The organism is Thalassospira sp., from assembly GCF_030690045.1.
In the GTDB taxonomy this organism is placed as follows: Bacteria; Pseudomonadota; Alphaproteobacteria; order Rhodospirillales; family Thalassospiraceae; genus Thalassospira.
Genome location: NZ_JAUYHK010000014.1, coordinates 218,969 through 244,732, shown reverse-complemented (window position 1 = coordinate 244,732; position 25,764 = coordinate 218,969). Strand labels below are relative to the sequence as shown.

At 58.5% G+C, this 25,764-nt stretch carries 23 protein-coding genes; 12 read left to right on the top strand and 11 right to left on the bottom strand.

Annotated features, from left to right (window positions below; translation table 11 throughout):
- Window positions 1–3: 3 nt before the first annotated feature.
- A complete protein-coding gene (locus tag Q8O73_RS11555) occupies window positions 4–3,087 on the bottom strand; it encodes an EAL domain-containing protein (RefSeq protein ID WP_305558313.1) in 3,084 nt (1,027 codons plus the stop codon).
- Window positions 3,088–3,274: 187 nt separating this feature from the next.
- Between Q8O73_RS11555 and Q8O73_RS11550 the strand changes: the two genes are divergently transcribed.
- From Q8O73_RS11550 to Q8O73_RS11540, 3 genes are all read left to right on the top strand, one after another.
- Window positions 3,275–5,395 carry an EAL domain-containing protein gene (locus Q8O73_RS11550; protein WP_305558312.1) on the top strand — a complete coding sequence of 707 codons (2,121 nt, stop codon included), beginning with the start codon at window positions 3,275–3,277 and terminating at the stop codon, window positions 5,393–5,395.
- An 88-nt stretch (window positions 5,396–5,483) separates the two neighbouring features.
- On the top strand, window positions 5,484–5,897 hold the full coding sequence (locus Q8O73_RS11545; protein WP_305558311.1) for a tellurite resistance TerB family protein: 414 nt from the start codon (window positions 5,484–5,486) through the stop codon (window positions 5,895–5,897).
- 130 nt (window positions 5,898–6,027) lie between these two features.
- Window positions 6,028–6,918: an NAD(P)-dependent oxidoreductase gene (locus Q8O73_RS11540; RefSeq protein WP_305558310.1), complete on the top strand. Its 891-nt coding sequence runs from the start codon at window positions 6,028–6,030 to the stop codon at window positions 6,916–6,918.
- 27 nt (window positions 6,919–6,945) lie between these two features.
- Here Q8O73_RS11540 and Q8O73_RS11535 read toward each other — a convergent pair whose 3' ends face one another.
- The gene (locus Q8O73_RS11535) at window positions 6,946–7,494 is read right to left on the bottom strand and encodes a methyltransferase domain-containing protein (RefSeq protein WP_305558309.1); all 549 of its coding nucleotides are present in this window, start codon (window positions 7,492–7,494) and stop codon (window positions 6,946–6,948) included.
- 95 nt (window positions 7,495–7,589) lie between these two features.
- On the opposite strand from Q8O73_RS11535, the gene Q8O73_RS11530 reads away from it, so the two are divergent.
- The 4 genes from Q8O73_RS11530 (at window position 7,590) to Q8O73_RS11515 (ending at window position 11,338) form a co-directional block, all read left to right on the top strand.
- Window positions 7,590–7,808: a SlyX family protein gene (locus Q8O73_RS11530; protein ID WP_305558308.1), complete on the top strand. Its 219-nt coding sequence runs from the start codon at window positions 7,590–7,592 to the stop codon at window positions 7,806–7,808.
- Window positions 7,809–7,819: 11 nt separating this feature from the next.
- Window positions 7,820–9,010, top strand: a complete 1,191-nt coding sequence (locus tag Q8O73_RS11525; RefSeq protein WP_305558307.1) for a DUF3095 domain-containing protein — start codon at window positions 7,820–7,822, stop codon at window positions 9,008–9,010.
- Between the two features lie 75 nt (window positions 9,011–9,085).
- The gene (locus Q8O73_RS11520; protein ID WP_305558306.1) at window positions 9,086–10,012 is read left to right on the top strand and encodes a LysR family transcriptional regulator; all 927 of its coding nucleotides are present in this window, start codon (window positions 9,086–9,088) and stop codon (window positions 10,010–10,012) included.
- A 108-nt stretch (window positions 10,013–10,120) separates the two neighbouring features.
- Window positions 10,121–11,338 (top strand): MFS transporter, encoded by a 1,218-nt coding sequence (locus tag Q8O73_RS11515; protein WP_305558305.1) that lies wholly within the window; start codon window positions 10,121–10,123, stop codon window positions 11,336–11,338.
- A 57-nt stretch (window positions 11,339–11,395) separates the two neighbouring features.
- On the opposite strand, the gene Q8O73_RS11510 is transcribed toward Q8O73_RS11515, so the two are convergent.
- Window positions 11,396–12,319 (bottom strand): NADP-dependent oxidoreductase, encoded by a 924-nt coding sequence (locus Q8O73_RS11510; RefSeq protein ID WP_305558304.1) that lies wholly within the window; start codon window positions 12,317–12,319, stop codon window positions 11,396–11,398.
- Entirely contained in the window at window positions 12,316–12,780 is a 465-nt protein-coding gene (locus tag Q8O73_RS11505; protein ID WP_305558303.1) for an ester cyclase, read from the bottom strand. The genes Q8O73_RS11510 and Q8O73_RS11505 overlap by 4 nt, the downstream gene beginning before the upstream one ends.
- A gap of 98 nt (window positions 12,781–12,878) precedes the next feature.
- Between Q8O73_RS11505 and Q8O73_RS11500 the strand changes: the two genes are divergently transcribed.
- The gene (locus Q8O73_RS11500; RefSeq protein WP_305558302.1) at window positions 12,879–13,787 is read left to right on the top strand and encodes a LysR family transcriptional regulator; all 909 of its coding nucleotides are present in this window, start codon (window positions 12,879–12,881) and stop codon (window positions 13,785–13,787) included.
- Between the two features lie 82 nt (window positions 13,788–13,869).
- Window positions 13,870–14,349 (top strand): transcription elongation factor GreB, encoded by a 480-nt coding sequence (gene greB / locus Q8O73_RS11495; protein WP_305558301.1) that lies wholly within the window; start codon window positions 13,870–13,872, stop codon window positions 14,347–14,349.
- Here the strand turns inward: greB and Q8O73_RS11490 are convergent.
- Complete coding sequence (locus Q8O73_RS11490) at window positions 14,337–14,786, bottom strand: VOC family protein (protein WP_305558300.1); 450 nt, start codon at window positions 14,784–14,786, stop codon at window positions 14,337–14,339. The two genes, greB and Q8O73_RS11490, sit on opposite strands and share 13 nt — an antisense overlap.
- A gap of 102 nt (window positions 14,787–14,888) precedes the next feature.
- Here Q8O73_RS11490 and Q8O73_RS11485 point away from each other — a divergent pair, with 102 nt between their 5' ends.
- Both Q8O73_RS11485 and mazF read left to right on the top strand, forming a co-directional pair.
- Window positions 14,889–15,131 carry an AbrB/MazE/SpoVT family DNA-binding domain-containing protein gene (locus Q8O73_RS11485; protein ID WP_305558299.1) on the top strand — a complete coding sequence of 81 codons (243 nt, stop codon included), beginning with the start codon at window positions 14,889–14,891 and terminating at the stop codon, window positions 15,129–15,131.
- Window positions 15,131–15,469 (top strand): endoribonuclease MazF, encoded by a 339-nt coding sequence (gene mazF / locus Q8O73_RS11480; protein ID WP_305558298.1) that lies wholly within the window; start codon window positions 15,131–15,133, stop codon window positions 15,467–15,469. Before Q8O73_RS11485 ends, mazF begins: the two co-directional genes overlap by 1 nt.
- A gap of 32 nt (window positions 15,470–15,501) precedes the next feature.
- Here mazF and hrpB read toward each other — a convergent pair whose 3' ends face one another.
- The 4 genes from hrpB to Q8O73_RS11460 form a co-directional block, all read right to left on the bottom strand.
- A complete protein-coding gene (gene hrpB / locus Q8O73_RS11475) occupies window positions 15,502–18,009 on the bottom strand; it encodes an ATP-dependent helicase HrpB (protein WP_305558326.1) in 2,508 nt (835 codons plus the stop codon).
- Window positions 18,010–18,165: 156 nt separating this feature from the next.
- The gene (locus tag Q8O73_RS11470; protein WP_305558297.1) at window positions 18,166–18,405 is read right to left on the bottom strand and encodes a hypothetical protein; all 240 of its coding nucleotides are present in this window, start codon (window positions 18,403–18,405) and stop codon (window positions 18,166–18,168) included.
- The gene (locus tag Q8O73_RS11465) at window positions 18,402–19,487 is read right to left on the bottom strand and encodes a hypothetical protein (protein WP_305558296.1); all 1,086 of its coding nucleotides are present in this window, start codon (window positions 19,485–19,487) and stop codon (window positions 18,402–18,404) included. The genes Q8O73_RS11470 and Q8O73_RS11465 overlap by 4 nt, the downstream gene beginning before the upstream one ends.
- Window positions 19,477–20,526: an O-antigen ligase gene (locus tag Q8O73_RS11460; protein WP_305558295.1), complete on the bottom strand. Its 1,050-nt coding sequence runs from the start codon at window positions 20,524–20,526 to the stop codon at window positions 19,477–19,479. The genes Q8O73_RS11465 and Q8O73_RS11460 overlap by 11 nt, the downstream gene beginning before the upstream one ends.
- A gap of 43 nt (window positions 20,527–20,569) precedes the next feature.
- Between Q8O73_RS11460 and Q8O73_RS11455 the strand changes: the two genes are divergently transcribed.
- Entirely contained in the window at window positions 20,570–21,847 is a 1,278-nt protein-coding gene (locus Q8O73_RS11455) for an O-antigen ligase (protein ID WP_305558294.1), read from the top strand.
- 306 nt (window positions 21,848–22,153) lie between these two features.
- On the opposite strand, the gene Q8O73_RS11450 is transcribed toward Q8O73_RS11455, so the two are convergent.
- Both Q8O73_RS11450 and Q8O73_RS11445 read right to left on the bottom strand, forming a co-directional pair.
- Window positions 22,154–24,250: a tyrosine-protein kinase domain-containing protein gene (locus tag Q8O73_RS11450; RefSeq protein ID WP_305558293.1), complete on the bottom strand. Its 2,097-nt coding sequence runs from the start codon at window positions 24,248–24,250 to the stop codon at window positions 22,154–22,156.
- Window positions 24,251–24,266: 16 nt separating this feature from the next.
- Window positions 24,267–25,685: a WecB/TagA/CpsF family glycosyltransferase gene (locus Q8O73_RS11445; protein WP_305558292.1), complete on the bottom strand. Its 1,419-nt coding sequence runs from the start codon at window positions 25,683–25,685 to the stop codon at window positions 24,267–24,269.
- Between the last annotated feature and the right edge of the window lie 79 nt (window positions 25,686–25,764).

The window sequence follows — 25,764 nt, the reverse complement described above, 5'->3', positions numbered from 1 at the left end:
CGATTATTGCAAGATATTCTCGCGCAGCAGGGCTTCCATTTCCTGAACCGGCAGGGGTTTGGAGAAATAAAATCCCTGAACCTCGTCAACACCTTCGGCGGTGATGCGCATCAGTTGCTGTTCGGTTTCAATGCCTTCGACATTGACCGCCATGCCAAAGGACCGCGCCAGAAACACCACGGCGCGGACAATCGCCGCATCGCCGTCTTCGTTGCCCAGATCAATGATAAAGGACCGGTCGATCTTGATTTTATCGACCGGGAAGCGTTTCAGATAGGCCAGCGAGGAATAGCCGGTGCCAAAATCGTCAATCGCGATGCGAATGCCCTGATTGCGCAACATGCCCAGCGTAATCGCCGCCTCGCGCGGGTTATCCATCACCGCCCCTTCGGTGACTTCAAATTGCAATTGTCTGGGGTCAAGGCCGCTGCGTTCCAGGGCATCGCCGACACTTTCGACCAGATCTTCGTGGCGGGCCAGTTCCAGCGGCGACAGATTGACCGAAATCATCAGATCGCCATAGCCGTCATCGCGCCATTTCCGGGTTTGGCGACAGGCCTGATTGAGAACCCATTTGCCGACATCGGTGATGATGCCCATGCGTTCGGCCACCGGGATGAAATCAGTCGGGCTGACCATACCGCGTGACGGATGGAACCAGCGCACCAGCGCCTCCATGCCGATGATCTGGTGATTGGCGATGTCGATCACCGGCTGATAAAACAGTTCCAGTTCGTCCTGTTCGATGGCGCGGGCCAGATCATGTTCCATCGCCTTGCGTTCCTGCACTTCGACATGCAGGCGCGGTTCAAAGAAATGATAGCGGTTGCGCCCTTCGGCCTTGGAACAATACAGCGCCAGATCGACATTGCGCAGCAAATCCTTTTCATCGCGGCCATCTTGCGGATAGACGCAAATGCCGACCGATGTTGATGCCTGGACCTCGTTGCCATCAAGCATGAAGCGTTCGCTGATCCGTTCGATCAGGCGTTGCACGACAAAGGTGACATCCTCGGTCGTGCCGGGTTCATGGACCAGAACGGCAAATTCATCGCCGCCCAGACGCGCCACGATATCCTCGTTGCGCAGACAGACCCGCATGCGTTCGGCCACGCCCTGCAACAACAGATCGCCAATCGGATGGCCCAGCGTGTCGTTGATATCCTTGAAATTATCAAGATCAAACAGCATCAGGACAAACTGGCGTTTTTCGTGTTTGCCCCGCGCCACCGCCGCACTGAGGCGTTCCTGAAACAGGGTGCGGTTCGGAAGCCCGGTCAGACCGTCATGATGGGCCAGAAACTGGATGCGGGCCTCGGTGCGTTTGCGGTCTGTGACATCGGTCACCGATCCTTCGACCAGAACCGGCACCCCGCGGTCGTCGCGGATCAGGCGGGCATTTTCCTCGACCCAGATGATCTTGCCATCGCGGCGGCGGACTTCGGCCTCGAACCCCTGTACCACGCCATCGCGCAACAATTTACCGGTCAGGCGCAGGCGGTTGGTCGGATTCAGGTAAAAACTGAAACCGCTTGTCGTGCTGATATTGAGGACTTCATCCGCACTGTCAAATCCCATGATCGACACAAAGGCCGGGTTGGCCGACAGCAGCGCGCCCAGCGGTTCGGACTGATACAGCCCTTCGGCCGAATTTTCAAAAATGCCGCGATATTTTTCCTCGGCCCGGCGCAAGGCGCGTTCGACCGCCAGTTTTTCGGTGACATCCTGCCCGATGCAGATCACCCCGGCGGCATCGCCGCTTTCGCCGAAATGGGCGCGGGCATTCCATTGCAACAGGCGAATTTCGCCATCGCGGCGTTTAAAGGAAATCACTTCGTCCTTGATGATTTCCCCGGCCATCAGGCGACGGATGCTTTGCGCCACCTGTTGACGGTCGCCATCAAGCAACAACAAATCAAAGAAATTGCGCCCGGCGGCTTCCATCCAGGAATAGCCAAAGGTCCATTCGCTTTCGCGGTTATATTCCAGAATGCGGCCTTCGGTATCCAGGAACAAAATCACACTGCCGGCTGTTTGCACCAGGGCGCGATAGCGTTCCTGACGGCGGCGCAAATCATGTTCGGCCTGCCGGTTTTTGGTCACATCAATCAGGGTGACGCTGTAGCCCAGCAAAATGCCGCCAGCCCCGTGAATTTCATTGGCATTGACCCGGACCCAGATCTGGCTGCCATCGCCGCGGCGCATTTCAATTTCGCGGCCCTGAATGCCATTGCTGCCTTTGATGGCGGACCGCAAATTCAGCAGATCATCATGGCTGGCGTAAAACCGGTCGCTATCCGTGCGATAGGCCGCCATCAGTTCGGCAGGGCTGTCAAAGCCAAACAGGATTGCCGTTTCGGCACTGACATTGGAAATACTGCCATCCGGGGCCAGATCCAGAATGCCATGCACGGCATGTTCCAGCGCCCGGCGGTAGCTTTCCTCGCGGGTGCGTTCCTGTGCAAACAGCGCAACGCCGCAATCGCCGGGCAACAGGCTTTTTTGCCAATGGAAAATGCGGTTGCCGTAATGGGCGACACGGGCCTGATGATGATCCATATCGTCAATGCGCAACGGGCGTTGTTCCGGCGGTTCGGCAAGGGCGGCGGCATTGGGCAGGCCGATATCAAGGGCAACGGCATCGGCAACGTGATTGGCAAACAGATATTTACCATTTGCATCCATCACCAGAACCGGCATCGGCGAGACCAGAACGCCCGCACCGGCCAGTTCGCCGTCAGTCAGAATCAAAAGCCGGATATAATCCTGCCCGCCAATGGCAAGACGCCATGCGAAACATTGCCGGGCGACATCGCCGACACCATCGGCATCCGACAGGGTAAAGGCATAACAATCGCGGATGGCGTCGTCATTCTGGCTGAAAAATTCAGAAATGCGGGCAATGATCGGGCAGCGACCATCGTCTTCCCAGACACCCTCGCGGCAATCCGGATCAAGATTTCCATGCCACGCCGCATTCACCAGCAGCAATTTGCTGACCGGATCAAACAATGCCGCAGGCATGCTGTCTCGTTCAATCAATGCCGATAAAATTTCCACCGGCTTGCCCGATTTAAAGACTCCCATACCCGTTTTTTTTCGTCACTTTGGTTATTGCTGCGCGACCATAGCTTTTCGCTTTTGCGCTGCAAAGGCATTTTTATTGTGTGACCGGACTTAAAAACGTTAGCATATGGAAATATATCCATGACTTAAGTCCGTTACTGTCGTAAAAGTTGAACTATCTCTTTGGTTTATAAAGGGTCGCCGCTATATGGGCAAAGCCCCGGATCTGATACCCGCCCTTGATGCGGCGGATTTTGATGATTTCTTCGGCGATCATAACGGTGGCCTTTTTGCGGTTCGTGACAGCAGGATAGAACATTGCGGCCCTGATTTTTGCGCCCTTCTGGGCCTGCCTGTCGAAAAAATTCTGGGTCATACCTTTACCGAATTCGTCGCCCCCGACGACCGCGAACAGGTGCGCACCCATTATAAAAACCGCATGAGCGGCAAGTCCCCCTATGCGATGTATTACACCCGGATGTTGCATCATTCCGACACCCAGGAAACCCCGGAAATCATCTGGTGCCGGATCATTGCGCGGCGTTATGTCGCGGCCAATGGCGATGTGTGCAGTGTTGGCAATATGGAAAATGCCCATGACGAAGTCGAACGTCAGATGCGCCGGTCCAAATATGCCGCCACCATCGAATCGGCGCCGCTGCGCATTGTGATTACCGGCCCCGATGGCCGCATTGAAAACCTCAATACCGCCTTTGCCCGCCAATATGGCGTGACCGAAAATGCGGTGATGGGCCAGCTTCTTTCGGATGTCAGCCTGCCGATGCAGCAAGGGCAGTATTTCCACAATATCCTGCAATCCTGCCGCGATCATGAACACTGGTATGGCGATATTTCCTATCGGGATCGTGACGGATCGGAAAAATGCGACCATTTTGTTGTTCAGCCGATCCTGTCGCCGGAAAAAGACAAACTGACCGGCATTGCCTTTTATGCCGAAGACGTCACCAAGGAACGCCAGAACCGCCAGATTACCGAAGGGCTTGCCAAATACGATTTGATCACCCGTGCCCATCGGGTGGGCTATCTGAACAATCTGATTGATGGCCGGATCGAAGAAGGCGAACGCGGTGTCATTCTGGTAGTGTCGATTGAAAATCTTGGCAATTTGCGCAATCTGTATGGTTATGCCTTCAAGGATGAAACCCTGACCAATGTGTTTCATACCCTTGAAGACATCCTTCATGACCGCGATACCCTGATTGCGCGGGCCGATGCCGGGGAATTTGTGGTCTATGTCCGCCTTGATGCGGATGAACCGGCCGACATGACCGCACAGGTTTTGTCAAACCGCATCAAACACCGGCTGGAATTGCCGGTGCCGGTGCAGGAAACCAATTGTTTTTGCGAAATCCGCATCGGGATTTCGCTGTGCCCCGAAGATGGCGGCAATGCAATGGAAACCGGACGTGCCGCCCTGTTTGCCCTGCATCGCGCCCGCACCGACAATGTGTTTTCCAGCCGGTTTTCACCCGATATCGAATATGAACAAACCCAGCGTGCCGCCCTTGAACATGCCGTGCGATCCATCGTGCCGGCCCGCGATCTGGTGTTGTATTATCAGCCGAAAATCGCCCTTGCGACCGGCCGGATCATTGCCGCCGAGGCATTGTTGCGGGTACGTCATGCCGATGGTACCATTGGCCTGCCCCCCGATTTCATCCCGCTGGCCGAGGAAACCGGCCTGATTGTGCCGATTGGCGAATGGGTTGTGCGGTCCGCCCTTGCCCAGCAAAAAATATGGCAGGACAGCTATCCGGGCCTGCATAGTTCGTTGAATATTTCGCCGGTGCAATTGCGCAACGAGGCCCTGTGCCAGCAATTTGAAAATTTCCTGCTGTCGTCGCTTGATGAAGCCGGAATCCCGGCAAGCAGCATCACCCTTGAGATCACCGAAGGGGTTTTGATGAATACCCCGGCACGCAATACCGTCGAACGCCTGCGCCGTCGCGGTTTTGGCATTTCGATTGATGATTTCGGGATCGGGTATTCCTCGCTGAGCTATCTGCGCAATTTTGATGCCAGCGAGGTCAAGATTGACCGCAGTTTCGTGATCAATATCGAACATTCGCCCCGCGACCGCGCGCTGGTGACCAGTGTGGTTGCCCTTGGCCGCGCCTTTGACATGCGCGTCGTCGTCGAGGGAATCGAAAACCGTGCCCAGGAAAAAATCATCCGCGATCTGGGCTGCGAGATCGGTCAGGGCTTTTTGTATGCCCGCCCCGGCCCGGCAGGAAATCTGGGAAAGGGGCATCCGCTTTTTGCCGATGCGGAAAATCCGCTTTCTTTCCAAAAAGAAATAACACCTTAACTGTTGCCCCTGACCCGATCCCGTCATACCCTGAGAATCTGGATCATCCATTTGTTGTGCGACCCGCACCAACCACGGAGGCAGGGCTATGATTTCCCATCAGGATGCACTGATCTATACCATGGTGATCGTGTCGGCTGCCGACAACGACATTACCGACGCCGAACTGGCCGCCATGGGCCGACGGGTAAGGTATTTGCCGGTTTTTGCCGGATTTGACAGCGACCGCGTGACCATGATCGCCCGGGACTGCGCCAAATTGCTGGGCAATGAAGACGGGCTTGATACGGTACTGGATCAGATCCGCGATGCCCTGCCGAAAAAACTGCGCGAAACCGCCTATGTTTTCGCCTGCGAAATTGTGCTTTCGGACGGGGAAATCAGTCAGGAAGAATTGCGGATACTGGAACTGATCCGCCATCATCTTGATATTGACCGCCTTGCGGGCGCTGCGATTGAACGGGCGATGGCCGCCCGCTATGTGCGCACCGGCGACTTTTAATCAAAAAAGACCACCACGGGTTTGGTTGTTACCTGCTGTTACTGCCCTGTATGACCGGGGTTCCTGATTGCAGATGACATGAAAGACACCTGAAATTCTGTTTCAACCAGTTGCCAAAGCAAAGGGGCAAATGATCATGACTGCGCTGGCTGGCGAAAAGATTGCCTTTATCGGATTGGGTTTGATGGGGCGACCTATGGCGCTTAATCTGGAAAAGGCCGGGGCGGTTCTGACCGTCACCACGCGCAATCCCGAAACCCTCAATATGTTCGAGGATCTGGGCATTGCGATTGCCGCCACCCCGGCAGATGCGGCGGCCAATGCCGATATCATCATCATTTGCGTTGCCGATACCAAGGCGGTCGAGAATGTCCTTTTGGGTGAGGAAGGCGTGATTGACGGCCTGCGCGACGGCGCGATTGTGATTGATATGGGCACCACCGCGATTGACGCCACCCACCGTTTTGCCGATGCGGTCAATGATGCGGGTGGCGAATGGGTGGATGCGCCGGTTTCGGGCGGCACCCACGGGGCGGAAAACGGATCGCTGTCGATCATGGTTGGCGCTGAAATCGAGGATTTCGAGCGGGTAAAACGCATTCTGGATGTTCTGGGCAACCGCGTCACCCATGTCGGGCCGGTCGGAGCAGGACAAATCGCCAAGGCCGCCAACCAGATGATTGTCGGCATTACGATCGGGGCGGTCGCCGAGGCCTTGTCGATGGCCGATGAGGCCGGGGTGGACCCGGCCCGCCTGCGCGAAGCCCTGACCGGCGGATTTGCCGATTCTGCGATTCTGCAAAAACACGGCGAACGCATGATCGAACGCAATTTTGTGCCAGGCGGCAAGGTTGTGACCCAGCGCAAGGATTTGTATCAGGCGCTGGAATTTTCCGAAGGCGAACTGGGCCTTGAATTGCCGTTCAGCCGCCTTGCCCTTGAACTGTACGAAGAACTGATCGATATGGGCGGCGGTGAACTGGATCATTCCGCGCTGATTCAGGTGTATGAAGAAGACTGACGCGCATATTGCACCCCGTCCGGTGTCTTACCGGGCGGGTGCATCGGATGCGGCCCCTGTGATGCGATAAATATACAGCCGGTCCGAACTGCCCTGCATCGGGATTTCGGCAAAGGCCTGCCAGCCGGGAATGGCAAAAGCCCGCGAAATGACAATGCCGCCCGGCTTCATGCGCGTTGCCAGCATCTGCCCGACATCTGCCATGATGCGCGGATCGAGAAAACACAAAACCACATCGCCCGGATCAAATACCGTTTTCAGGAAATTGCCCCGCCGGATCGTCAGATTGGGCAGGTGGGCCATTTTAGCCCGTATCCGGCTGATCGTCCAGGGAACGGGTGAATATTCAATGCCCAGAACACGGCAATCGGGCCGTTTGCGGGCAATATCCATCGCCATATCGCCCCAGCCCGACCCGATATCGGTGATCGCACAGGATTCCCTGGGCACATAAGCCAGCATTTCGCGTCGGGCCGCCCCCAGACTTGGCATCGGTACCGCCCGCAAGGCAATGCCATAGCCAATGATCAATGCCGTAAAAACACCCACAACGACCAAAAGGGTGATTTCGGTCATGGGGTGTGCCGGATTTTTTGTGATATAAACAGGATCATGGGGCGTATCGTGCAATACGCCGCCGTTTGAGACAAGCCCGAACAGCAAAGAAACCAATGACACAGCAAGACCTTGAAACCCGCCTGATCGATCTTGAAACCCGTCTGGCCCATTACGACCGTACCCTGTCGGATATGTCAGACATGATCAAATCCCAGTGGGACCGCATTGATGTTCTGGAACGGCGCAATTATGCGATGGGCGAGGATATCAAACGCATGGGCAATTATTTTCAGACCGCCCCCGAAGACGAAGCCCCGCCCCCGCATTATTAGGGATTTGCCGGATGCTGACCGTTAACGGCGCAGAATTTTACCGCGCCATTCCCCCGTTTGATGATTTCAACCGCGTTCTGGATGCCGGTATTTATCAGGCCCTGCCCGATGACTGGTGGGTGGGAACGGCCGATGTTGTGGCATCGACCAAGGCGGTTGCCACCGGGCGGTATAAAGCGGTCAATATCGCCGGGGCATCGGTGATTTGTGCGGTCACCAATGTTCTGGGCCATGCCGATTATCCTTTCATGTTTGGCGGCGACGGGGCCAGTTTTGCCTGCCCGCCCGACCGGATTGACGCCGTGCGCGCCGCCCTTGCCGCCACCGCCCGCTGGTCACAGGCCGATTTGCACCTGGAATTACGGGTTGCCCTGATCCCGATTGCCGACATTCGCAAGGCGGGCAAGGATGTGCGCGTGGCACGCTATGCCGTATCGGATGCCATCACCTATGCGATGTTTTCGGGCGACGGTATGCAATGGGCCGAAACCACGATGAAAGACGGCCATTACCAGATTGCACCGGCCCCGCCCGGAACGCAGCCCGATCTGAGCGGATTGTCCTGTCGCTGGTCGCCGATTGCCGCACACGGGGATGGCCACATCATTTCGGTGATTGTGCAACCGGCGGCCCGCCGGGCGGATTTTGACGCGACGGTCGGTGCGGTTTTGGCCTTGCTGGACGACAATCCCCGGCAGAGCCACCCGGTCAGCGCAAACGGCCCCAAATTCCGTTTTCCGCCTGCGGGCCTGAGCCTTGAGGCCCGCGCCAACCGCCCGACGGGCGGGTCGTTATTCGCAGCACGGATCAGGGTTTTCCTGACCGGATTGCTGGCTTTGATTCTGGATAAAACCGGTTGGAAAATGGGGGATTTCGATCCGGCGCGCTATCGCAGCTATACCGCGCTGAACACCGATTTTCGCAAATTTGGTGACGGATTGTGGATGACCGTCAGTTGCACGGATGATCAGGCAGATGCCCTTGAAACCCTGTTGTCGCAGGCAGAACAGGCGGGCAAGATTCATTATGGCACCCATCGTCAGAAAACCGCCCTGATGACCTGCATCGTGCCATCGGTGATGCATGATGCGCATTTCCATTTTCTGGATGGCGGCGAAGGCGGTTATACGGCGGCGGCCAGCGTCTATAAGGCCAAACGCCGGGCGCAAAGAGCCATTGATGCGCCGGATGCATCAAACTGAATTGATCAATGCCGATCTTGCATGATCAGGGCAAATCGCCCATGCTGATGGCTTCTTTCATGTCCGGAGGCCCGCATGGATACCAGCGACCTGCAAACCCTGATCGCGCTTGCCGATGAAAAATCCTTTCACGGTGCCGCCAACCGGCTGGGCCTGACACAACCCGCGATTACGCGCCGCCTTCAACGCCTTGAAGACCGCATCGGCACCCTGTTGTTTGACCGGTCCACCAAACCGTTGCAACCGACCCTTGCCGGGCAACGCGCCCTTGCCGAAGCCCGCGACCTTTTGCGCCGTCTGGACGGTTTTGGCGATATTATTACCGGCGCAACAGCCCCGACCGGCCCGGTGCGATTTGGCATCAGCCACGGTGTCGCACCGCTGGTTTCCGCGCCGGAACTGCGCAAGCTGCATGATCGTTTTCCCGATATTGCCCTGTCCATCCGCAGCGGATGGAGCAGCGAACTGTTACCGTTGTTGCGGCGGGGGGAAATTGATGCGCTGCTGGCGCTTGATCCGCCCAATGGCGGGGCGACGGCGGCGGCGATGATCCCGGCCTTTCGCATTGATCATGTTCTGGATGACGATATCGTTGTTATCGGCCCGGCCAGCGACCCCACGCCCCCGCGCGATGTGACGGAACTGGCCCGCCATCCCCTGATTCTGATGCCAGAGGGATGTCTGTTTCGGGCAAGAGGCAATACTTTGGCGCAACGGCACGGGGTGCGGTTTGCTTCGGTATTGGAGGTTTCGGCACTGGAACTGCAAATCGACATGATCGCGGCGGGGGCCGGATATGGCGTCATGGCGCGGCGTTATTGCCTGCACAGCCCGGCCCGCGACCGCATCCGCATTCTGGATTTGCCCGGTGCCCGCTGGCCGATGGCGATTTCCATGATCCGCCGCCCCGCCGCCGGGGAAATTGATGCCGTGATAGATGCGCTTGCCGCCCTTGTGATTGAGGCCGGCACTTGCAAAAATGCACAAAAGTTATCGGCATGATAAAATTAATGAATTGGACGCATTAAAAACCATTTTGCATACTGGCGTTCCGATACAGATTTCATCCTGATTTCCATTCCCATCCGATCCCGGCGCGGAGACCCTTGAATGACCCCGACTTTTAAAACAGCAAAATGGTTTCCGTGGCTGGTGCTGGTATCTGGCTGTTTGGTGTTGTCGGTCAATCTGGGTATTCGCCCGTCGCTGGGCCTGTTTATTCCCGACATGCTGACCGCCACGGGATGGAGCGCCAGCACCTTTGGCCTTGCCTTTGCCATCCAGAACCTGATGTGGGGCGTTGCCGCCCCGGTGGCAGGCGCATTGGCCGACCGGTATGGCACCACGCGGACCCTGATTGGCGGGGCGGCGTTTTATGCGCTGGGGCTTTATATGATGGGCGGGGCGGCATCGCCGCTGGGCCTGCATGCGACATCGGGATTATTGATTGGCATTGGCGTCGGGGCGACCAGTTTTCCGGTGGTTCTGGCCGCCATCAGCCGGGTATTTCCGGCCAACAAACGCAGTTTCGCACTGGGTCTTGCCTCGGCCGGGGGATCGGTCGGGCAATTTGTGATGGCACCGACCACCCAGGCATTGAATGACAATCTTGGCTATGTCGGGGCGCTGGCGATGCTGGCCGTAATGTCGATGATCATTGTGCCGTTCGCCTTTGCCATGACCGGCAAGGCGACCAAGGCCGGGGCAGCTGATCTGGGCCCCAACAGCCTGATTGCCGCCTTTCACGAGGCGCGCAAACATCGTGGGTTTTTGTTGCTCAATGCCGGGTTTTTTGTCTGCGGCTTTCACGTTGCGGTCATCGCCACCCATCTGCCGACCTTTACCCAGTTGTGCGGCCTGCCCGGTTCGGTCGCGGCACAGGGACTGGCGCTGATTGGGCTGTTTAACATTTTCGGGACGCTGGCCGCGGGCTGGGCCGGGGGGAAATGGCGGAAAAAATGGGGCCTGTCGTTTATTTACGGGGCGCGTGCCGTGGTGATCCTTGCCTTCATGGCCGCCCCCAAAACGGCAGAGACCATCTGGATTTTTTCAGCCGTGATGGGAGCCTTGTGGCTGTCAACCGTGCCACTGACCAGCGGCATCATCGCGCAGGTTTTCGGCCCGCGCTATATGGCGACGCTGTTTGGCATCGTCATGCTGTCGCATCAGGTCGGTGCGTTTTTCGGCGCATGGATGGGCGGGGTGGTTTATGACCTGACAGGCAATTTCGACGCGGTCTGGGCCACGGCCGCCGCCCTTGGCGTTCTTGCCGCGCTGGTGCATCTGCCGATCAATGATGATGCGCTTCGGGTTGAAGCCAACGCCTGATCATCACATTTCATAAAAAGTCGTGACGCGGTTCAGCTGCGTCACGACTTTTCCATTTCAGGCCATCGTCACAATGATCTTGCCGCGGGCACAGCCCGATGATTGCCGGGCGAAGGCATCGGAAAAAGCGTCCAGCGACACTATCCGGTCCGTCAGGATATTGATGCTGTTTTCGGCAATCGCAGACACGACACGCACCAGCCTTTCACCATCGGACATATGAAATACGAAATCGGCTGTGACATTATGCGCATTTGCCAGTGCCTCGTCCGGCGGCGCAACAAGGGCCAGCAACTTACCGCCCCTTCGCAAAACACCGAATGAACGTTGGTGGGTCTCGCCCCCGATGGTGTCAATCACCAGATCAATGTCCGACAGGTTTTCGGCAAAGTTGGCGTTGCGATAATCGATCACATGATCGGCCCCCAATCTGTGGGCAATGTCGATGCCGTCTCCCGATACGGTCGTCATAACCCGCGCACCACCCGCACGGGCAAACTGGATGGCAAAACTGCCCACCCCGCCCGCCCCGGCATGGATCAGCACCGTCTGCCCGGCCTTAAGATCGCCCAACTCAAACAATGCCTGCCATGCTGTACCTGCCACCGTCGGAATCCCGGCGGCGGTCTCCAGCGGGATGGTATCGGGTACTTTCGCCAGATATTTCGCCGGAACACAGGCAAAACCGGCACATGCGCCACCACGGACCGGATCAAGCCGGGCAACAATCCTGTCGCCCTTTTCCCAATCCGTCACATTTGCCCCGACCGCCTCGATTCTTCCGGCAAGATCAGTACCGACCACATAGCGAAATTCAATCGGGAAATAATCCTGCAACACCCCGCCATGCAGTTTCACATCCAGGGGGTTAAGAGCCGCAGCCACCACACGGACCAGAACATCATCCGGCCCGATTTCCGGTATCGCGATGTCACCGATCACAGGCATGCTGTTGTAGTCATCAAGTATTACGGCTTTCATTGGCCGACCTCCTTATCCGCAACCGGCCAGGCACCGACTTGAAACAACCAGCCAAGCCAGTCTTCCAGATGCCATGTATGGGTCACCTTGCCATTTTCGACATAATGGAATTCATGGATCGGCAGGCGGAACGTTTTTCCGGTCGGTGCGACACCAAACCATTCACCATGATGCGTCGCGAGGATTTCAGCCCGGACGGCAACCCGTCCCGGCGCGCCGATCATTTCATGAATAATGATTTGCACATCGGGGAAGGCCGCACGAAAGGCCTCGATCAAGGGTTTCATGCCGTCACGGCCCGGCACCTGCCCCGGCGCAAGCGGGATATCCTGCCAGTCGGGGGTGACGGCCTCGTCCAGAAGGTGGGCACCGTCGCTAAAAGCGCGATACAGAAGTTCGACGGCGTTGCGGTCGGTGTCCGATATACCAAAAATTTGGGGGGCGTTGATTTTACCTGTCATTGTCATTTCCCGTTCAGGATCGTTGCATATGGGGAAATGTTTATCGGATCCATCAACATGCTTGAAATCGATATAAAATATGTGAGAACATTCATGGCATGGATTTACACGGCATTGACCTGAACCTGCTGGTGGCCTTTGACGCGCTGATGACTGAGCGCAGTGTTACGCGCGCGGGCATCCGGATTGGCCGCACCCAACCCGCCATGAGTGCCGCCCTGTCACGTTTGCGCGGATTGCTGGGTGATGAACTGTTTGTCCGCAGCCCCAATGGCCTGCAACCGACCCCGCGTGCGCTTGACCTTGCCGAACCGCTGGGGCATGCGCTTGCCGAAATTCAACGAACCCTTGCATTCACACAGTCATTTGATCCGACAACATCAACGGCAACATTCTCGCTGGGATTATCGGAGCATCCGACCTTCAAACTTCTGCCGGTCCTTCTCGATGCGTTGCGTCAGCAGGCACCCGGCATCACGCTTCGCATCCGGAATTTCACGGCACGCGACGATGCCATCACCCTGCTTGATGCGGGTGAAGCCGATCTGACGATTGGTGTCCCCCCGACACCGACCAGCCGGATCCTGAGCCGCCCGCTTTTCAAGGAAAATTTCGTCTGCATATTGCGCCGGGATCACCCGGACGCCAAGGCCCCGCTTGGTCTTCCGGCTTTTTTGTCCCTGTCACATTTGCTGGTATCGCCAGAAAATGACCGATTTGGTTTGGTGGATATAGTGCTGGCAAAGATGGGCCATAAACGCCGCCTTGCCGTGACCCTGTCCAATATGTATGCCGCCCCGCTTCTGATCGCGCATTCGGACCTGATCGCAACCCTGATGGAAGGGATCATCCCTGCATCGGGCCATGCGGATGCCCTTGCCATTTTGCCACCACCCATACCGCTTGATCCGATATGTTTCACACTATGCTGGCACCGCCGCAATGATGTCCACCCGGCGCAACGCTGGTTGCGCGAATTCATCGCCGGTCTGCCTTTGGACGGATAATCCGACCGGACACAAACAGGGGCAGAAAAGATAGCGCAAATCGCTTCTTTCCAGCAACCCGGCCTTGGGCTAAAACGCGGACATGGACAAACCGATCTATATCACCCCCGAAGGTCTTCAGACGCTTAAAACCGAACTGGATGATCTGTGGAAAAAACAGCGACCCGAAACGGTTGCCATCGTGTCATGGGCGGCGGGAAATGGCGACCGCAGCGAAAATGGCGATTACATTTACGGCAAGAAACGCCTGCGCGAAATTGACCGTCGGGTGCGTTACCTTCGCAAACGGATCGAGGATGCGGTGGTCGTCCGCCCCGAAGATCAGGCCGATCATGCGCGGATTTTCTTTGGCGCGACCGTGACGTACGTAAATGCGCGGGACGAAGAAAAAACCATCCGCATCGTTGGCGAGGACGAGGCGGAATCCCTTGTCGGCAAAATCAGCTGGATTTCCCCGGTCGCCCGCGCCCTGATGAAATGCAAGGTTGGTGATGTGGTCACCCTGCGCACCCCGGCGGGCGAGGATGAGCTTGAGGTTTTGAAGATCAGCTATTGCGTCTGATCGTCCTGTTGATGGTCCTCTTGATGGTCTGGCCCGCCCGGCGATGTCAACGCAACCTCATAGCCATCCGGGTCGCGGACAAAGAACTGTAACCCGCCATTCTCAAGTTCGACCACCGGTTCCGGCTTGTAACCCGCATCATGCAGCGTCTGGAACAGCCCCGGCGCATCATCACATTCCAGATACAGCACCAGCCCGGCAAAGGGCGGACGCATGCGGCGTTCTTCATGCGAAACACCGCCATGCGCCGCCAGCATCAGCCGCACCGGATGATCCTGACCCTCCGGTGTTTCGGCCTGCATCATCACCCAGACCGCTTCACCATCCTGTTCCGACAATGTCCGCGCCACCACCTCAAAGCCCAGCAGCCGGTAAAACGCGGCACTGCGGTTGATTTCCGCAACATTCAAAAGCGGGGTGGTGGCGGTGATCGGCATTGGATTCTACAATCCGTAAACACACAAAATTGTATCTACAAAGTTGACACGATTTTCCCGGAAAGGTAATGTATCTTCATAGTAGATACATCAGAGGTTAACATGCTTTCCCAAATCAAGAAATGGGGCAATAGCGCCGCGATCCGCCTTCCGGCCAACATCCTGCTGGAAGCCGGGTTGCAAGCTGACAGCAAAGTCAACATCTCGAACGAAGAAGGACGGATCATTATCGAGAAGTCCCCTGATCCTGCCCAGTCCCTTGACGAACTGCTGGCGGGCATTTCGGATGAAAACCTTCATAACGAAGTCGATTTTGGCCCGGCGCGCGGCAAGGAATCCTTTTGATGGCTGGCGGTTATGTGCCCGATAGCGGTGATATCGTGTGGCTTGAATTTTCGCCACACGCCGGACATGAACAAGCCGGTCACCGCCCCGCACTTGTCCTGAGCCCCAAAGGTTATAACGGTAAAACAGGATTGATGCTGTGTTGCCCGATGACAACACAGATCAAGTCCTATCCATTTGAGGTCGCGATATCAGGGGATCGCAATAGCGTCGTACTTGCCGATCAGGTTAAAAGCCTTGACTGGCGTGCCCGCAATGCAAAGCCCAAAGGCCGCATCACCGATCAGGAATTGCAGCAAGTGCGACGCCTTGCCCGCACCCTTATCGGCACCGAATAATCGTTCCTGTCCAGCGACAGCCAAGTCCTGACCTACCCCCGCGGTTTCGGGTTTTTCACCCGCCGGGTCGGTTCGGCCAAAAGCGGATCATCGGGCCAGTAATGTCGGGGATAGCGACCCTTCATTTCCGATTTGACGTGGGCGTAGGACCCCTGCCAGAACCCGGCAAGATCGCCCGTAACCTGCAAGGGGCGCTGGGCGGGGGAGAGCAGATGCAGGGTGACGGCGACCTTGCCCCCGGCAATTTTCGGGGTATCGGTCGCCCCGAACATTTCCTGTAACCGCACCGGCAGGGCCGGGCCATCGGGCCGGTAATCAAGGCGGATATGCGATCCGGTCGGCACCGTCCAGTGGGTCGGTGCGAGGCGGTCCATTTCCTGTCTTTGTTGCCAGTCCAGCCCGGACAGCAAGGCAGCAGCCAAATCCAGATTGCGCAACTGGCTGCGTTTTGACATCCCGCCCAGATACGGCCCCAGCCAGTTTTCCAGCCCGGCCAACAAGGCGGCATCGCCAACATCCGGCCAGTGTTGCGGATCAAATTCGTGCAGAAAAGCCAGCCTTGCCCGCAGACCTTCGCTGTCGCGGTTCCACGGCAGGCAGGACAGGCCCAGACGCCGGATGCCGTCGATCATTGCCGCCGTGATTTTGGCAGTCATTCTGGCCGGATCAGCATCCTTTCCGGCGGCTTTTTCGTCTAGCACCAGCGCCCCGATCCGCCTTTGCCAGCGGGCGGTCACACCGTCGCCTTGCATGTCCCAGAAAACTTCTTCGCCTTCGGTCATCTGATCGGCGAAACGGGTTTCGAGCGTTGTGCGCGACAAGGGGGCCGCCAGATAAATCCGCGCTTCGCGCGATTGCCCATCCAGTTCGGCAACCGCCAGAAAGGTTTCCTGCGCCAGACCATCCTCATTGGGCAACACGCCGCCACCGCCGCCCGACAGGCGATAGCGTGCATCGCCGCCCTTGCGCCGTTCGGCGATTCGGTCCGGATAGGCAAAGGCCAGCAACAATCCGGCCTGATCATGAAGATCGACAACAGGATTGCCGGGTTTTTGCCCCTTTGTTGCGTCTTTCAGGCGGCGGGACAATTGCCGGGCGGCATCCATGATCATGCCCGGCGCATGGCCTTGTGCCATCGCATCAAGCCGGTGGCGGATATCAGCCCCGCGCCCGCGCAGAAAATCACGGTCCGACAGGATTGCCGCCAGCGCACAGGCGGCATCGGCAAGACCCAGCCTTGCCCCGCGCAACATCATATGCGCCAGACGCGGATGCACCGGCAACCCGGCCATCGCCTGCCCCATTGCGGTGATGCGGTTATTCTCATCAATGGCTTCGAGCCGTCGCAACACATCGCGGGCCTGATCCATCCGGGCGGCATCGGGCAGATCAAGCCACGGCAGACTGGCCGGATCAGCCACCCCCCATCGCGCCAGTTCCAGGGTAAGCGGGGCCAGATCGGCCCCGGCAATTTCGGGGGCGGTAAAAGGCGGGCGGGCACGTTGTTCGGCCTCCGCCCACAGGCGATAACAGATGCCCGGTTCCAGCCGCCCGGCGCGACCGCGCCGTTGTTCGGCACTTGATTGCGAGGATTTGACCGTCACCAGCCGCGTCATGCCCGATGCCGGATCAAAGCGCGGCAAGCGTTGCAAACCGCAATCAACCACCACCCGGATGCCGTCAATCGTCAATGATGTTTCGGCAATCGCGGTTGCCAGCACCACCTTGCGGCACCCGGCAGGCGCAGGCAAAATCGCCAGATCCTGTGCCTTGGCCGCCATCGCGCCATAAAGCGGGGCGAGGATCACATCGGGGCCCACCACATGGCGCAGGGCCGCCTCAACCCGGCTGATTTCGCCCTGTCCGGGCAAAAAGGCCAGTACCGATCCGCTTTCCTCGCGCAGGGCGTGGCGGATGGCAGCACTCATTGCGGTATCAATCCTGTCATCGGAGCGCATTGGCAGATAACGGGTTTGCACCGGAAAGGCACGGCCCTGGCTGGTGATCACCGGGCAATCGCCCAGAAGGGCGGCAATCGGTGCGCCGTCAAGGGTGGCCGACATCACGATGATGCGCAGATCATCGCGCAAGGCCCCTTGGGTTTCCAGCGATAGTGCCAGCCCAAGATCGGCATCAAGGGATCGTTCATGAAATTCATCGAAAATCAGCGCACCAATGCCGGTCAATTCCGGGTCATCCTGAATCATCCGCACCAGAATGCCTTCGGTCACGACCTCGATCCGGGTTTTCGCCGAGATTTTGTTGTCGAACCGGACACGATAACCGACGGTCTCGCCGATATCCTCGCCCAGCATCTGCGCCATGCGACGTGCGCTGGCCCGTGCGGCCAGACGGCGGGGTTCCAGCATGACAATCTTGCGCCCGGCCAGCCATGCGGCATCGCGCAAGGCCAGCGGCACCTTGGTTGTCTTGCCCGCCCCCGGCGGGGCCTGTAGCACCAGATTGCGCCCATCCCCGGCAAGGGCCGCCGCCATATCGGGCAGCACCGCATCAATCGGCAAGGGGAAAGCATCAGACATCATATGGCGCGGCACCCGGCAGCAAAAACAAAACCCTGCTGCCCGTTATTCCCGAAACAGGCCGGAGTGGCAAGGAGACAGGAGGATCAGATGTCATACCTGGCGGATTGCACCTGAATACCGGGCAACCATGGGGTCCGCAGTCAGCAGCACAATTCATTCGGCCCGCTGCACTTTCAGGACAATTCCCCTTTCCCCGCCAATTCGTTGCAGGGTTTTCAGGCCGCGTGTCAGGCCATAAAGCCGTTCCATATCACCCGCCCGGCGCATCGCCGATGCCTCGGCGCGGGTGCGGTGATACAGATCCCGAAAACCGGTTTCGGACAGGCGATACAGCATGGCTTCCTTATCGGCCCGATCCGGGTCGGGGTGGTCAAAACTCAGGATTTGCATCATTTGTCGGCCTGTTGTTGCGCCGCCCGGATCATAATCGACAGCGCCCAGACCATCCAGCCCTGTGTCCAGCGCATGAAAACCCGGCGGTCGGGGCCAAGATACCCAAGACCGGCGTAAAACAGACCGCGATCATCGTCAAACAAACGGTCCAGGGCAAACGCCATGACATGCCGTGCAGGGCCATCAAAACCAAACCGTTGCAAGGTACCGATGGCTTGGGCGACGGCGTGTGTATCAATATATCCGGCCCGCCCGGCAAAGGTTCGGGGCAGGCCGTGCGCATTGAAACACTGCGCCCGGTAAAAATCCAGCCCACGGGCAATTGGCGTATCAAGGTCCGCCATCCCGGCCTTGCGGAACCGGTCCAGCAGATCCAGCAGATAGCCGGTATGAAACCCATCGACAAAGCGATGATGGGGCCGCGTGCCATAGGACCATGATCCATCCGCCTGTTGGGCGGCCACCACCCGCGCCACGGCGCGATGTGATACTTCGTGGCCCGGTCGTATTTGATGCAGCGCCCATGCCGTCCACAGGCTGGCATTATGGATTTCGGTATCATCATCGCCCAGATAGGCAAAATAGCCATGCCGCCACAGATCGCGGATCATGAAATCCGCCGCCCGTTTCATCGCCGGATCATGCCGGGCCAGACCATTTGCAATCAGCCCATCGACGGCAAAGGCGGTGACAATCGCGTTTGACTGAGTGCGCCCGGCATAAAATGCCCGCGCCTGCCACGCAAAGGGATAGCCCCAGCCGCCATCGGGATTTTGCAGCGACAGCAATCGGTCGCCAACCGCGCACAAGGCAACACCATCCGCCGCCCCCGACATCAAAGCCAGCGTTTTGGGATTGCAGGCCAGCGGAATATGTGCCGCATGGCGCATCCATCCCGGCGCATGTTTGAGGATTTGCAGCCACACCAGCCGCGTTTCGCGCCAGCGGCCAAGGCCGGACATCTGAAACCACCGGCTTTCAAGCCCGTCAAACGGATCGGCCCCGGTAAAATCCTGTGCCTGCATCCAGCCCAGAACCCGGTCCTGCACCCCGGTCGTCCGGCGGATCAGATCATCGGTCATCTGCATTCCTCATCGCCATGCCTGCGGCAATCCCACTGACGATCAGATAATGCCCGTAGGACAGGGTATTATCCGTGATCATGGTCAGCATCACGGACAGTAAAATCATGACCGCCGCCCGCGATGACCGCACCCGCCAGACCAACCAGATCCACAACATCCCCCATAACCCCGCCCCGATCCAGCCGGTTTCAAACAGGATGCGGAAATGGTCATTATGCAGGGCACCGAACGATGCGGCACTGTCAAGCTGGGACAGGACCGCCTCGACACGGCCTGCGCCAAAACCAAACCAGCGATCCGGGGCCGGGGCATTTTGCCATGCCTGCCAGAACATCTGCCAAAATGCCAGCCGTCCGCTGCCATGTGTCTGCAACAGGCGTGGTAAAAACAGGGCCGCAATCCCGACCAATGCCAACGCAGCAGGCAAAAGCCACAACCATGTCACGGCGCGCTGCCAGCGCAAATGCCCCACCCCGATCACCAGCAAGGCCAGAACGGCAATGCGGGTCTGGCTCATCATCACCGCAAGGGCCGCCAGAATTGCGCCGGTTTTTCCGGCCTTGTCCCCGGTCCCGGCCCAGATCGACACCAGCGCCAGAAACAAAAACGGATGATTAAGCCGCCAGCCTTCATGGGTCAGGATCAGACGGGCATCGAAAACCAGAAACACCCCCATCGCCAGACCGACCGGCAAGATACAACGCCGCCCATACACCGCCCCGGCGACAATGCCCAGCGGCAGCAACACCACATTGCCGATCAGCCGGATTTTTTCGTCCATGGTTCCGGCGCCGATCCCGATCCAGACGCACAAAGCCAGCACACACAACCCGCCCGCCACATCATGGCGTGATACCCGGCCCATACCGGCCCTTAATACCGCCAGACCCCAAAACCCGACCAGAACCGCCTTGGACGCCGTCCCGCCCAGCGGCAACAACCATAAAGACAACACCATTGCCGCCAGGGCGGTCATGGTGAAAACGGCATTTTCGGGATGGGAACCAACACCTGCTGGCTGTTTTGTGCCGGTCATTCTATTCTCATGCCTTCTGGACCCGGATGGATATGGATAAAGCATGGCTGCAAGGATTGCTGTTTACTGTTTGCTTTTGCCGGTGGTCATTGCCCCGATTTTGCTGGGCGGGGCGCGGTTGTGGGCGCTGGCGATTCTGATCCTGTGTCTGGGGATCGGGGGGATGGCGGGCAGTTTTGCCCAACAGCGCATCGATTATCCGATCCTTGCCAAAATCTGGCTGGCCGGGGTGCTGTTGGGCGGCTGGATGGTTGTGCAATCCCTGCCGCTGTTTGGCCCTGCCGATTTTCCGGCGATTGACAGCACCATCGCGCTGAACCCGGCGGCCCTGCCTGCGGGTTTGCTGATGCTGTTGTTCTGTTTGCTGGCTTTTACGCTGGCGCACATCCTGCGACCGGACGGCAATCTGATCATCCGTATCGTTATCGCCTCGGCGCTGATACAGGCGGTTCTGGCCGGAATTCTTGCCGGGTTTGAGGTGCCGACAAATTTGTGGTTCACCAAAACCGCCCATATCGGGGATGCCACCGGCAGTTTTGCCAATCGCAATGCCTTTGGCGCGTTGATGGTAATCGGCATTCTGGGGTGTCTGCATCAATGGGCACGGGTTTCCGGTCCGTTGATGCACCGTCTGGACCGACAGGGCGGCTGGATCGCGCTTGCGATGATCCTGACCGTCGCCCTGATTGCCGCCCATTCGCGGGCCAGCCTGATCAGCCTTGCCACCGGCCTGATGGCGATGATGGTTTTTGCGCCGGTGGCCCGCCGCAAGATCATTATGTTCATGATTCCCCTGGCGATGATGTTGCTGATCCTCAGTGACACGACCCTGACCGCACGCTTTGCCGAACTGGCCCGCCCCGATTTTTTGCAACGTGATGATTTGTGGCGCACGGCACTGGCTGCCATCGCGGCACGGCCCCTTGCCGGATATGGCACGGGCGGAATGAATCTGGTGATTGATCATTTTGCGACACCGGAATTGAACATGGCGGCAAGATGGCCCAACAGCCATAATCTGTTTTTGGACGCGGCCCTGTGTTTTGGCCTGCCTGTCGCCTTCATCGGGATCGCTGCAATCCTTGCCTTTGCCATCCGTATCCTGCGCGCAACTGCCCAGCCCAAAGATCGGGCCCTGCTGGCCGGATTTGTCACCGTCGCCCTGACCCATGCCCTGTTTGACAGCGTGATCATTCTGCCTGCCCTGATCTTGCCGATATTGATTCTGGCCGGTTCAACTGTGCCAGTGTCGCCTGCCACAAGGGCGGTAAATCGGGGCGATGCGGGGCCAGACGGGCAGCCCGTGACAGCAGGGCGGTAATGTCGTTCTGGCGGGCGATGCCATCTGGTCCCTGTGCCAAAATCAGCGCATAGATGCTGATCACCCCGGCATCATGGGGGCGAATTTGCATCTGACGTTCGGCCCATATCCGCATTGTCGGCCAATCGCCCGCCTGCCATGCGGTTGCCATTCCGGATTCCTGCGCGGCGCGGATAAAGCCGACCGGATGGCGTACCAGATCGTTACCGCCGCCACCCGACCTGAAGGCCTGTCCCTCAAGGATCAGCACCACCAGCGCAATCACAACCGACGCCAGCCCGACCGCAAAAATCCGGATCCGGCCCGTCATTGTGCTGCCGCGTCCCATGAGGCGGCATGATCGACCGCCCCGCCATAGGCCCCACGCGATGGCACCCCGATCAAAACCATGCCATCCATTGGACCGACACTGGCGACCAGCCGCGCAATCGCCCGGCTTATATCGCCTGCCTTGCTATGCCCGGCCCGAACCAGCAGCAACCCGGTATCGGCCGCTTTCATCAGCCAGATCGCATCGCTGACCGGTAAAACCGGCGGTGCATCCACCACGATCACATCATAGATTTCGCGCAATTGGGTTAATATTCCGGGCATTTTCCCGGCAATCAAAAGAGCCGCCATATCGCCCGGCAGGGCCGCACGCGCCCCGATGAAATCGGCCAAACCGCCACCCGAACGGACAATCGCATCGGCAAGGTCGCATTCCCCAATCAGAACCGCGCATAAATCCGCCGACACCGCACCGGGGAGGGCCACATGGGACGGGCGGCGCAAATCGGCATCCAGCAACAATGTCTTGCGCCCGGTGGCGGCAAAACTGCGGGCCAGATTGCGGGCAAGGCGGCTTTTGCCTTCGCCCGATACTGCCGATGTCAGACAGACAATCTTGCGATTCACCCCGACGCCGCCAATTTGCAACATTGTGCGTAAATGGGCGACGGCATCGCGTTCTTCGGCACCGCCATCACGCCCGGCCTGCGGGATTTCGGCAAAAAGCGGCACCGCCCCGAATTGTGCCAGATCATCGCCATTGCGCACCGCCTGATCGCTGTAATGGCGCAACAATGCCGCCGCCACAGCGGCAAAAAGAGCCAGCATAACCACGGCAAGGGCCAGATCGCGACGGGCGGGGAATTGCGGCTGACCGGGGATTACCGCCATGCGCAAAATTTCGGTATCGGACTGCAATGCTGCCAGTTCGGCCCGGATATTGCGTTCGGTTTCGCCCAGAATTACAAGATTCTGACGCGCCAGATCGGCCTTGCGGATCAGATCATTCAGCGTCAACCGGGCCGTATGGCGCAATTGCAAGGCATCCTGCCATTGCGCCATGCGGGCGGCCAATTGGTTTTGACGGATATCGGCCTGCGCCAGATCGCGGGAAATCCGGTTCCCGATCCGGGTGGCTATCTGCAAAATATCGGCATATAGCGCATCGCTTTCGGCCTGTCGGGCGATTACCGCCGGGTGACGATCGCCATAACGTTGCCGCAAGTCGGACAAGGTTCCACGCAACTGGCTGTGGCGGGTAGTCATGCTGCGCAGGGTTTCGTCCCCAGCGATTTCGGGGAGAGTCAGAAGAGTTTGCGCATTACCGTCCTGTTGCGCCTGTTGCCATATCCGGGCGCGTTCGCGGATCTGTTCAAATTCAATGCGGGCGGACTCATATTCCGGGGTCAGATCGCGCAGACGGGCGCGGGCCATGTCGCTGTCATCGGGTTCCAGAAAACCGTTGCCCGCCTGCCAGGCTGCGATATTGGCATCGGCCTGTTGCAAGGCGGTTTCGACCTGTTCGCGTTGGGCGACGATATCCATCAGGCGGTTTGACAAGACACGTCTTTGATCGCGTTCGCGCTGCCAGACATAGGTTTCGGCAATTGCATCCGCGATAAGGGCGGCGCGTACCGGGTCGTGATCGTGCACCGCAATTGCCAGAACCCGTGCATGACCGGCCTGCTCCACCGTCATTTTTGCGCGTAAAGCCGCAATATCCAGGACTTCGGGGTCATCGCCGGGCCGGATATCCTTCGCCGGGGAAATTTCCACCCCTTGCCCGACAATTACTGCCCGTGCCGCTGACAAAACAGAGGTGCTGCGCAAAATCGCGGCCTCTGTTTCAAGATCGCCATTGCTGTGCGCCACAGGCAGGCCAAAGCCATTGCCTTGCCCCCCGGACAATGCCGGAACCGGGTGAGCAAAACCGATTTCCGCCACGGCCCGCCAGGCCGGATCAAACCGCGAAATTCCAGCCCCGCCGATCACCATCACCACAACGGCGACCACCACCACAATGCCGCGCCGCTGCCACAGGACCGGAATGAGATCGGCCAGTGACACAAAACGATCCGGCGCCATAACATGACCGGAAGCAGATGGCATGGAACGCGGCGTATCTGTCGTCATGGGGTTTTGGTTCCTGTCAATAGGGGCTGGCATCGGGGCGGCTGGTATCGGGCAGCGCGATCACATCGCGCGCCTCGGCCAGATCAAGATTCCAGTACATGCCGCCATGATCGGAGCGGCGAAACACCCGGTCCGGTTCGGTATTATACAAAAACCCGCCCCGGTTCGGAGCCGATGCGACGGGCGATGGACTGGTATCGGGCACAGCAGCGGATAGCACCTGTCGCGCCCCCGGACCCAACCGGGCGGCGAGTGCCGGGGCATAGCGCAAAATATCCGCTGCCAGACCATCGCGGCCCCGCGTCAGTTCCACAAGATATGCCACGGCTTCGTCGATCCAGTTCTCCAGTGCCGCAACCAAGGCAGTTGCAAACAGGTGCGGCGCATTGACAACCCTGACCCAAACCTGTTCGATCACCATCATGACATCCTGCCAGATCAGGCGATCTTCGACCCCGGCCCCGTACTGGTCGCGGAAAAAGGTTTCCAGCGCATGGATCAGGGCTGGCGCGTCAATCCCGGCATCATCCCGCCCCTGCAAAAACCCGGCAACAATCTGCGTTGCAGCCTGAATGCGGGCAAAACGGTTATCGGCGGACGGAAGCGCGGCCAGATTTTGGCGCAGGGTATCTGGCGGTGCAATTTCCTGCCCCTTCGCCGTGCCAAAACCCAAAAAGCAGGCGCAAAGCACAATGGCGGCAAGGGCAAGGCGCATCCGCCGCACCATCGCAGTGGCAATCAATCCGGCAAACTGCGTCAGCCCCATGCCGTATCGCGGTGCTTTATCACGCGGGTCCTGCAACACCCGCCACAGCCATTCACATCCGCAATTTTGCCAGATTTTGGGGGCCCGGCGGATATCCCCGGCAATCACATCAAACGCCCCACCCACCGCCATCATCAGGTAGCATCCGGTGGCATCGGCCTGATCGCACACAAAAATATCCTTGCGCGGCGATGGCAGGGCGACAAACGCCACATCGGCCCGGCTGGCCCTTATGATTTTCGTCAAAGCATCATCATCGCCATTATAGCCATGATGATACCCGCCGATGATCAGGCCGGGATAATCGCGTTGTAAAATATCGGCTGTTCGCGCCACGATTTGGGGCCGTGCGCCTAGCAAAAACACCCGCAATCCCCGTTGTGCCAATCCGGGCATCAAGGCCATCATCAGATCAATGCCACTGACCCGTTCGGCCACCCGATATCCCAGCATCCTTGCGGCCCAGACAATACCCATGCCATCGGCAGACAAAACATCACAGCGTGCAAGGGCATCCTGCAAGGCCGGATCGCGGCGGGCCGACACCAGTTTGACCGCATTCAACGACAAATGCCGGACCCGGTGCCCGTTTTCCATATCGGCCAATATCGTCTTTGCCACCACATCCAGAGGACGATGGTCCAGCCGCAACCCGAAAAATATGCTCATCCCCCGCCTACCCCCCGGCACCGGATCATTTTGAGGATGAAGCTTAACCCGTGATTGCGTAGGATGCCAAGATGGCGCG

What these genes read in the sequence shown, in the direction of transcription:
- mazF (WP_305558298.1), top strand. Translation starts at nt 15,131, where the DNA reads ATGGCTGGCGGTTATGTGCCCGATAGCGGTGATATCGTGTGGCTTGAA.
- Q8O73_RS11530 (WP_305558308.1), top strand. Translation starts at nt 7,590, where the DNA reads ATGACACAGCAAGACCTTGAAACCCGCCTGATCGATCTTGAAACCCGT.
- Q8O73_RS11550 (WP_305558312.1), top strand. Translation starts at nt 3,275, where the DNA reads ATGGGCAAAGCCCCGGATCTGATACCCGCCCTTGATGCGGCGGATTTT.
- Q8O73_RS11445 (WP_305558292.1), bottom strand. Translation starts at nt 25,685, where the DNA reads ATGAGCATATTTTTCGGGTTGCGGCTGGACCATCGTCCTCTGGATGTG.
- Q8O73_RS11450 (WP_305558293.1), bottom strand. Translation starts at nt 24,250, where the DNA reads ATGACGACAGATACGCCGCGTTCCATGCCATCTGCTTCCGGTCATGTT.
- Q8O73_RS11500 (WP_305558302.1), top strand. Translation starts at nt 12,879, where the DNA reads ATGGATTTACACGGCATTGACCTGAACCTGCTGGTGGCCTTTGACGCG.
- Q8O73_RS11520 (WP_305558306.1), top strand. Translation starts at nt 9,086, where the DNA reads ATGGATACCAGCGACCTGCAAACCCTGATCGCGCTTGCCGATGAAAAA.
- Q8O73_RS11510 (WP_305558304.1), bottom strand. Translation starts at nt 12,319, where the DNA reads ATGAAAGCCGTAATACTTGATGACTACAACAGCATGCCTGTGATCGGT.
- Q8O73_RS11525 (WP_305558307.1), top strand. Translation starts at nt 7,820, where the DNA reads ATGCTGACCGTTAACGGCGCAGAATTTTACCGCGCCATTCCCCCGTTT.
- Q8O73_RS11465 (WP_305558296.1), bottom strand. Translation starts at nt 19,487, where the DNA reads ATGACCGATGATCTGATCCGCCGGACGACCGGGGTGCAGGACCGGGTT.
- Q8O73_RS11455 (WP_305558294.1), top strand. Translation starts at nt 20,570, where the DNA reads ATGGCTGCAAGGATTGCTGTTTACTGTTTGCTTTTGCCGGTGGTCATT.
- hrpB (WP_305558326.1), bottom strand. Translation starts at nt 18,009, where the DNA reads ATGTCTGATGCTTTCCCCTTGCCGATTGATGCGGTGCTGCCCGATATG.
- Q8O73_RS11505 (WP_305558303.1), bottom strand. Translation starts at nt 12,780, where the DNA reads ATGACAGGTAAAATCAACGCCCCCCAAATTTTTGGTATATCGGACACC.
- Q8O73_RS11460 (WP_305558295.1), bottom strand. Translation starts at nt 20,526, where the DNA reads ATGACCGGCACAAAACAGCCAGCAGGTGTTGGTTCCCATCCCGAAAAT.
- Q8O73_RS11490 (WP_305558300.1), bottom strand. Translation starts at nt 14,786, where the DNA reads ATGCCGATCACCGCCACCACCCCGCTTTTGAATGTTGCGGAAATCAAC.
- Q8O73_RS11555 (WP_305558313.1), bottom strand. Translation starts at nt 3,087, where the DNA reads ATGGGAGTCTTTAAATCGGGCAAGCCGGTGGAAATTTTATCGGCATTG.
- Q8O73_RS11515 (WP_305558305.1), top strand. Translation starts at nt 10,121, where the DNA reads ATGACCCCGACTTTTAAAACAGCAAAATGGTTTCCGTGGCTGGTGCTG.
- Q8O73_RS11535 (WP_305558309.1), bottom strand. Translation starts at nt 7,494, where the DNA reads ATGACCGAAATCACCCTTTTGGTCGTTGTGGGTGTTTTTACGGCATTG.
- greB (WP_305558301.1), top strand. Translation starts at nt 13,870, where the DNA reads ATGGACAAACCGATCTATATCACCCCCGAAGGTCTTCAGACGCTTAAA.
- Q8O73_RS11545 (WP_305558311.1), top strand. Translation starts at nt 5,484, where the DNA reads ATGATTTCCCATCAGGATGCACTGATCTATACCATGGTGATCGTGTCG.
- Q8O73_RS11540 (WP_305558310.1), top strand. Translation starts at nt 6,028, where the DNA reads ATGATCATGACTGCGCTGGCTGGCGAAAAGATTGCCTTTATCGGATTG.
- Q8O73_RS11485 (WP_305558299.1), top strand. Translation starts at nt 14,889, where the DNA reads ATGCTTTCCCAAATCAAGAAATGGGGCAATAGCGCCGCGATCCGCCTT.
- Q8O73_RS11470 (WP_305558297.1), bottom strand. Translation starts at nt 18,405, where the DNA reads ATGATGCAAATCCTGAGTTTTGACCACCCCGACCCGGATCGGGCCGAT.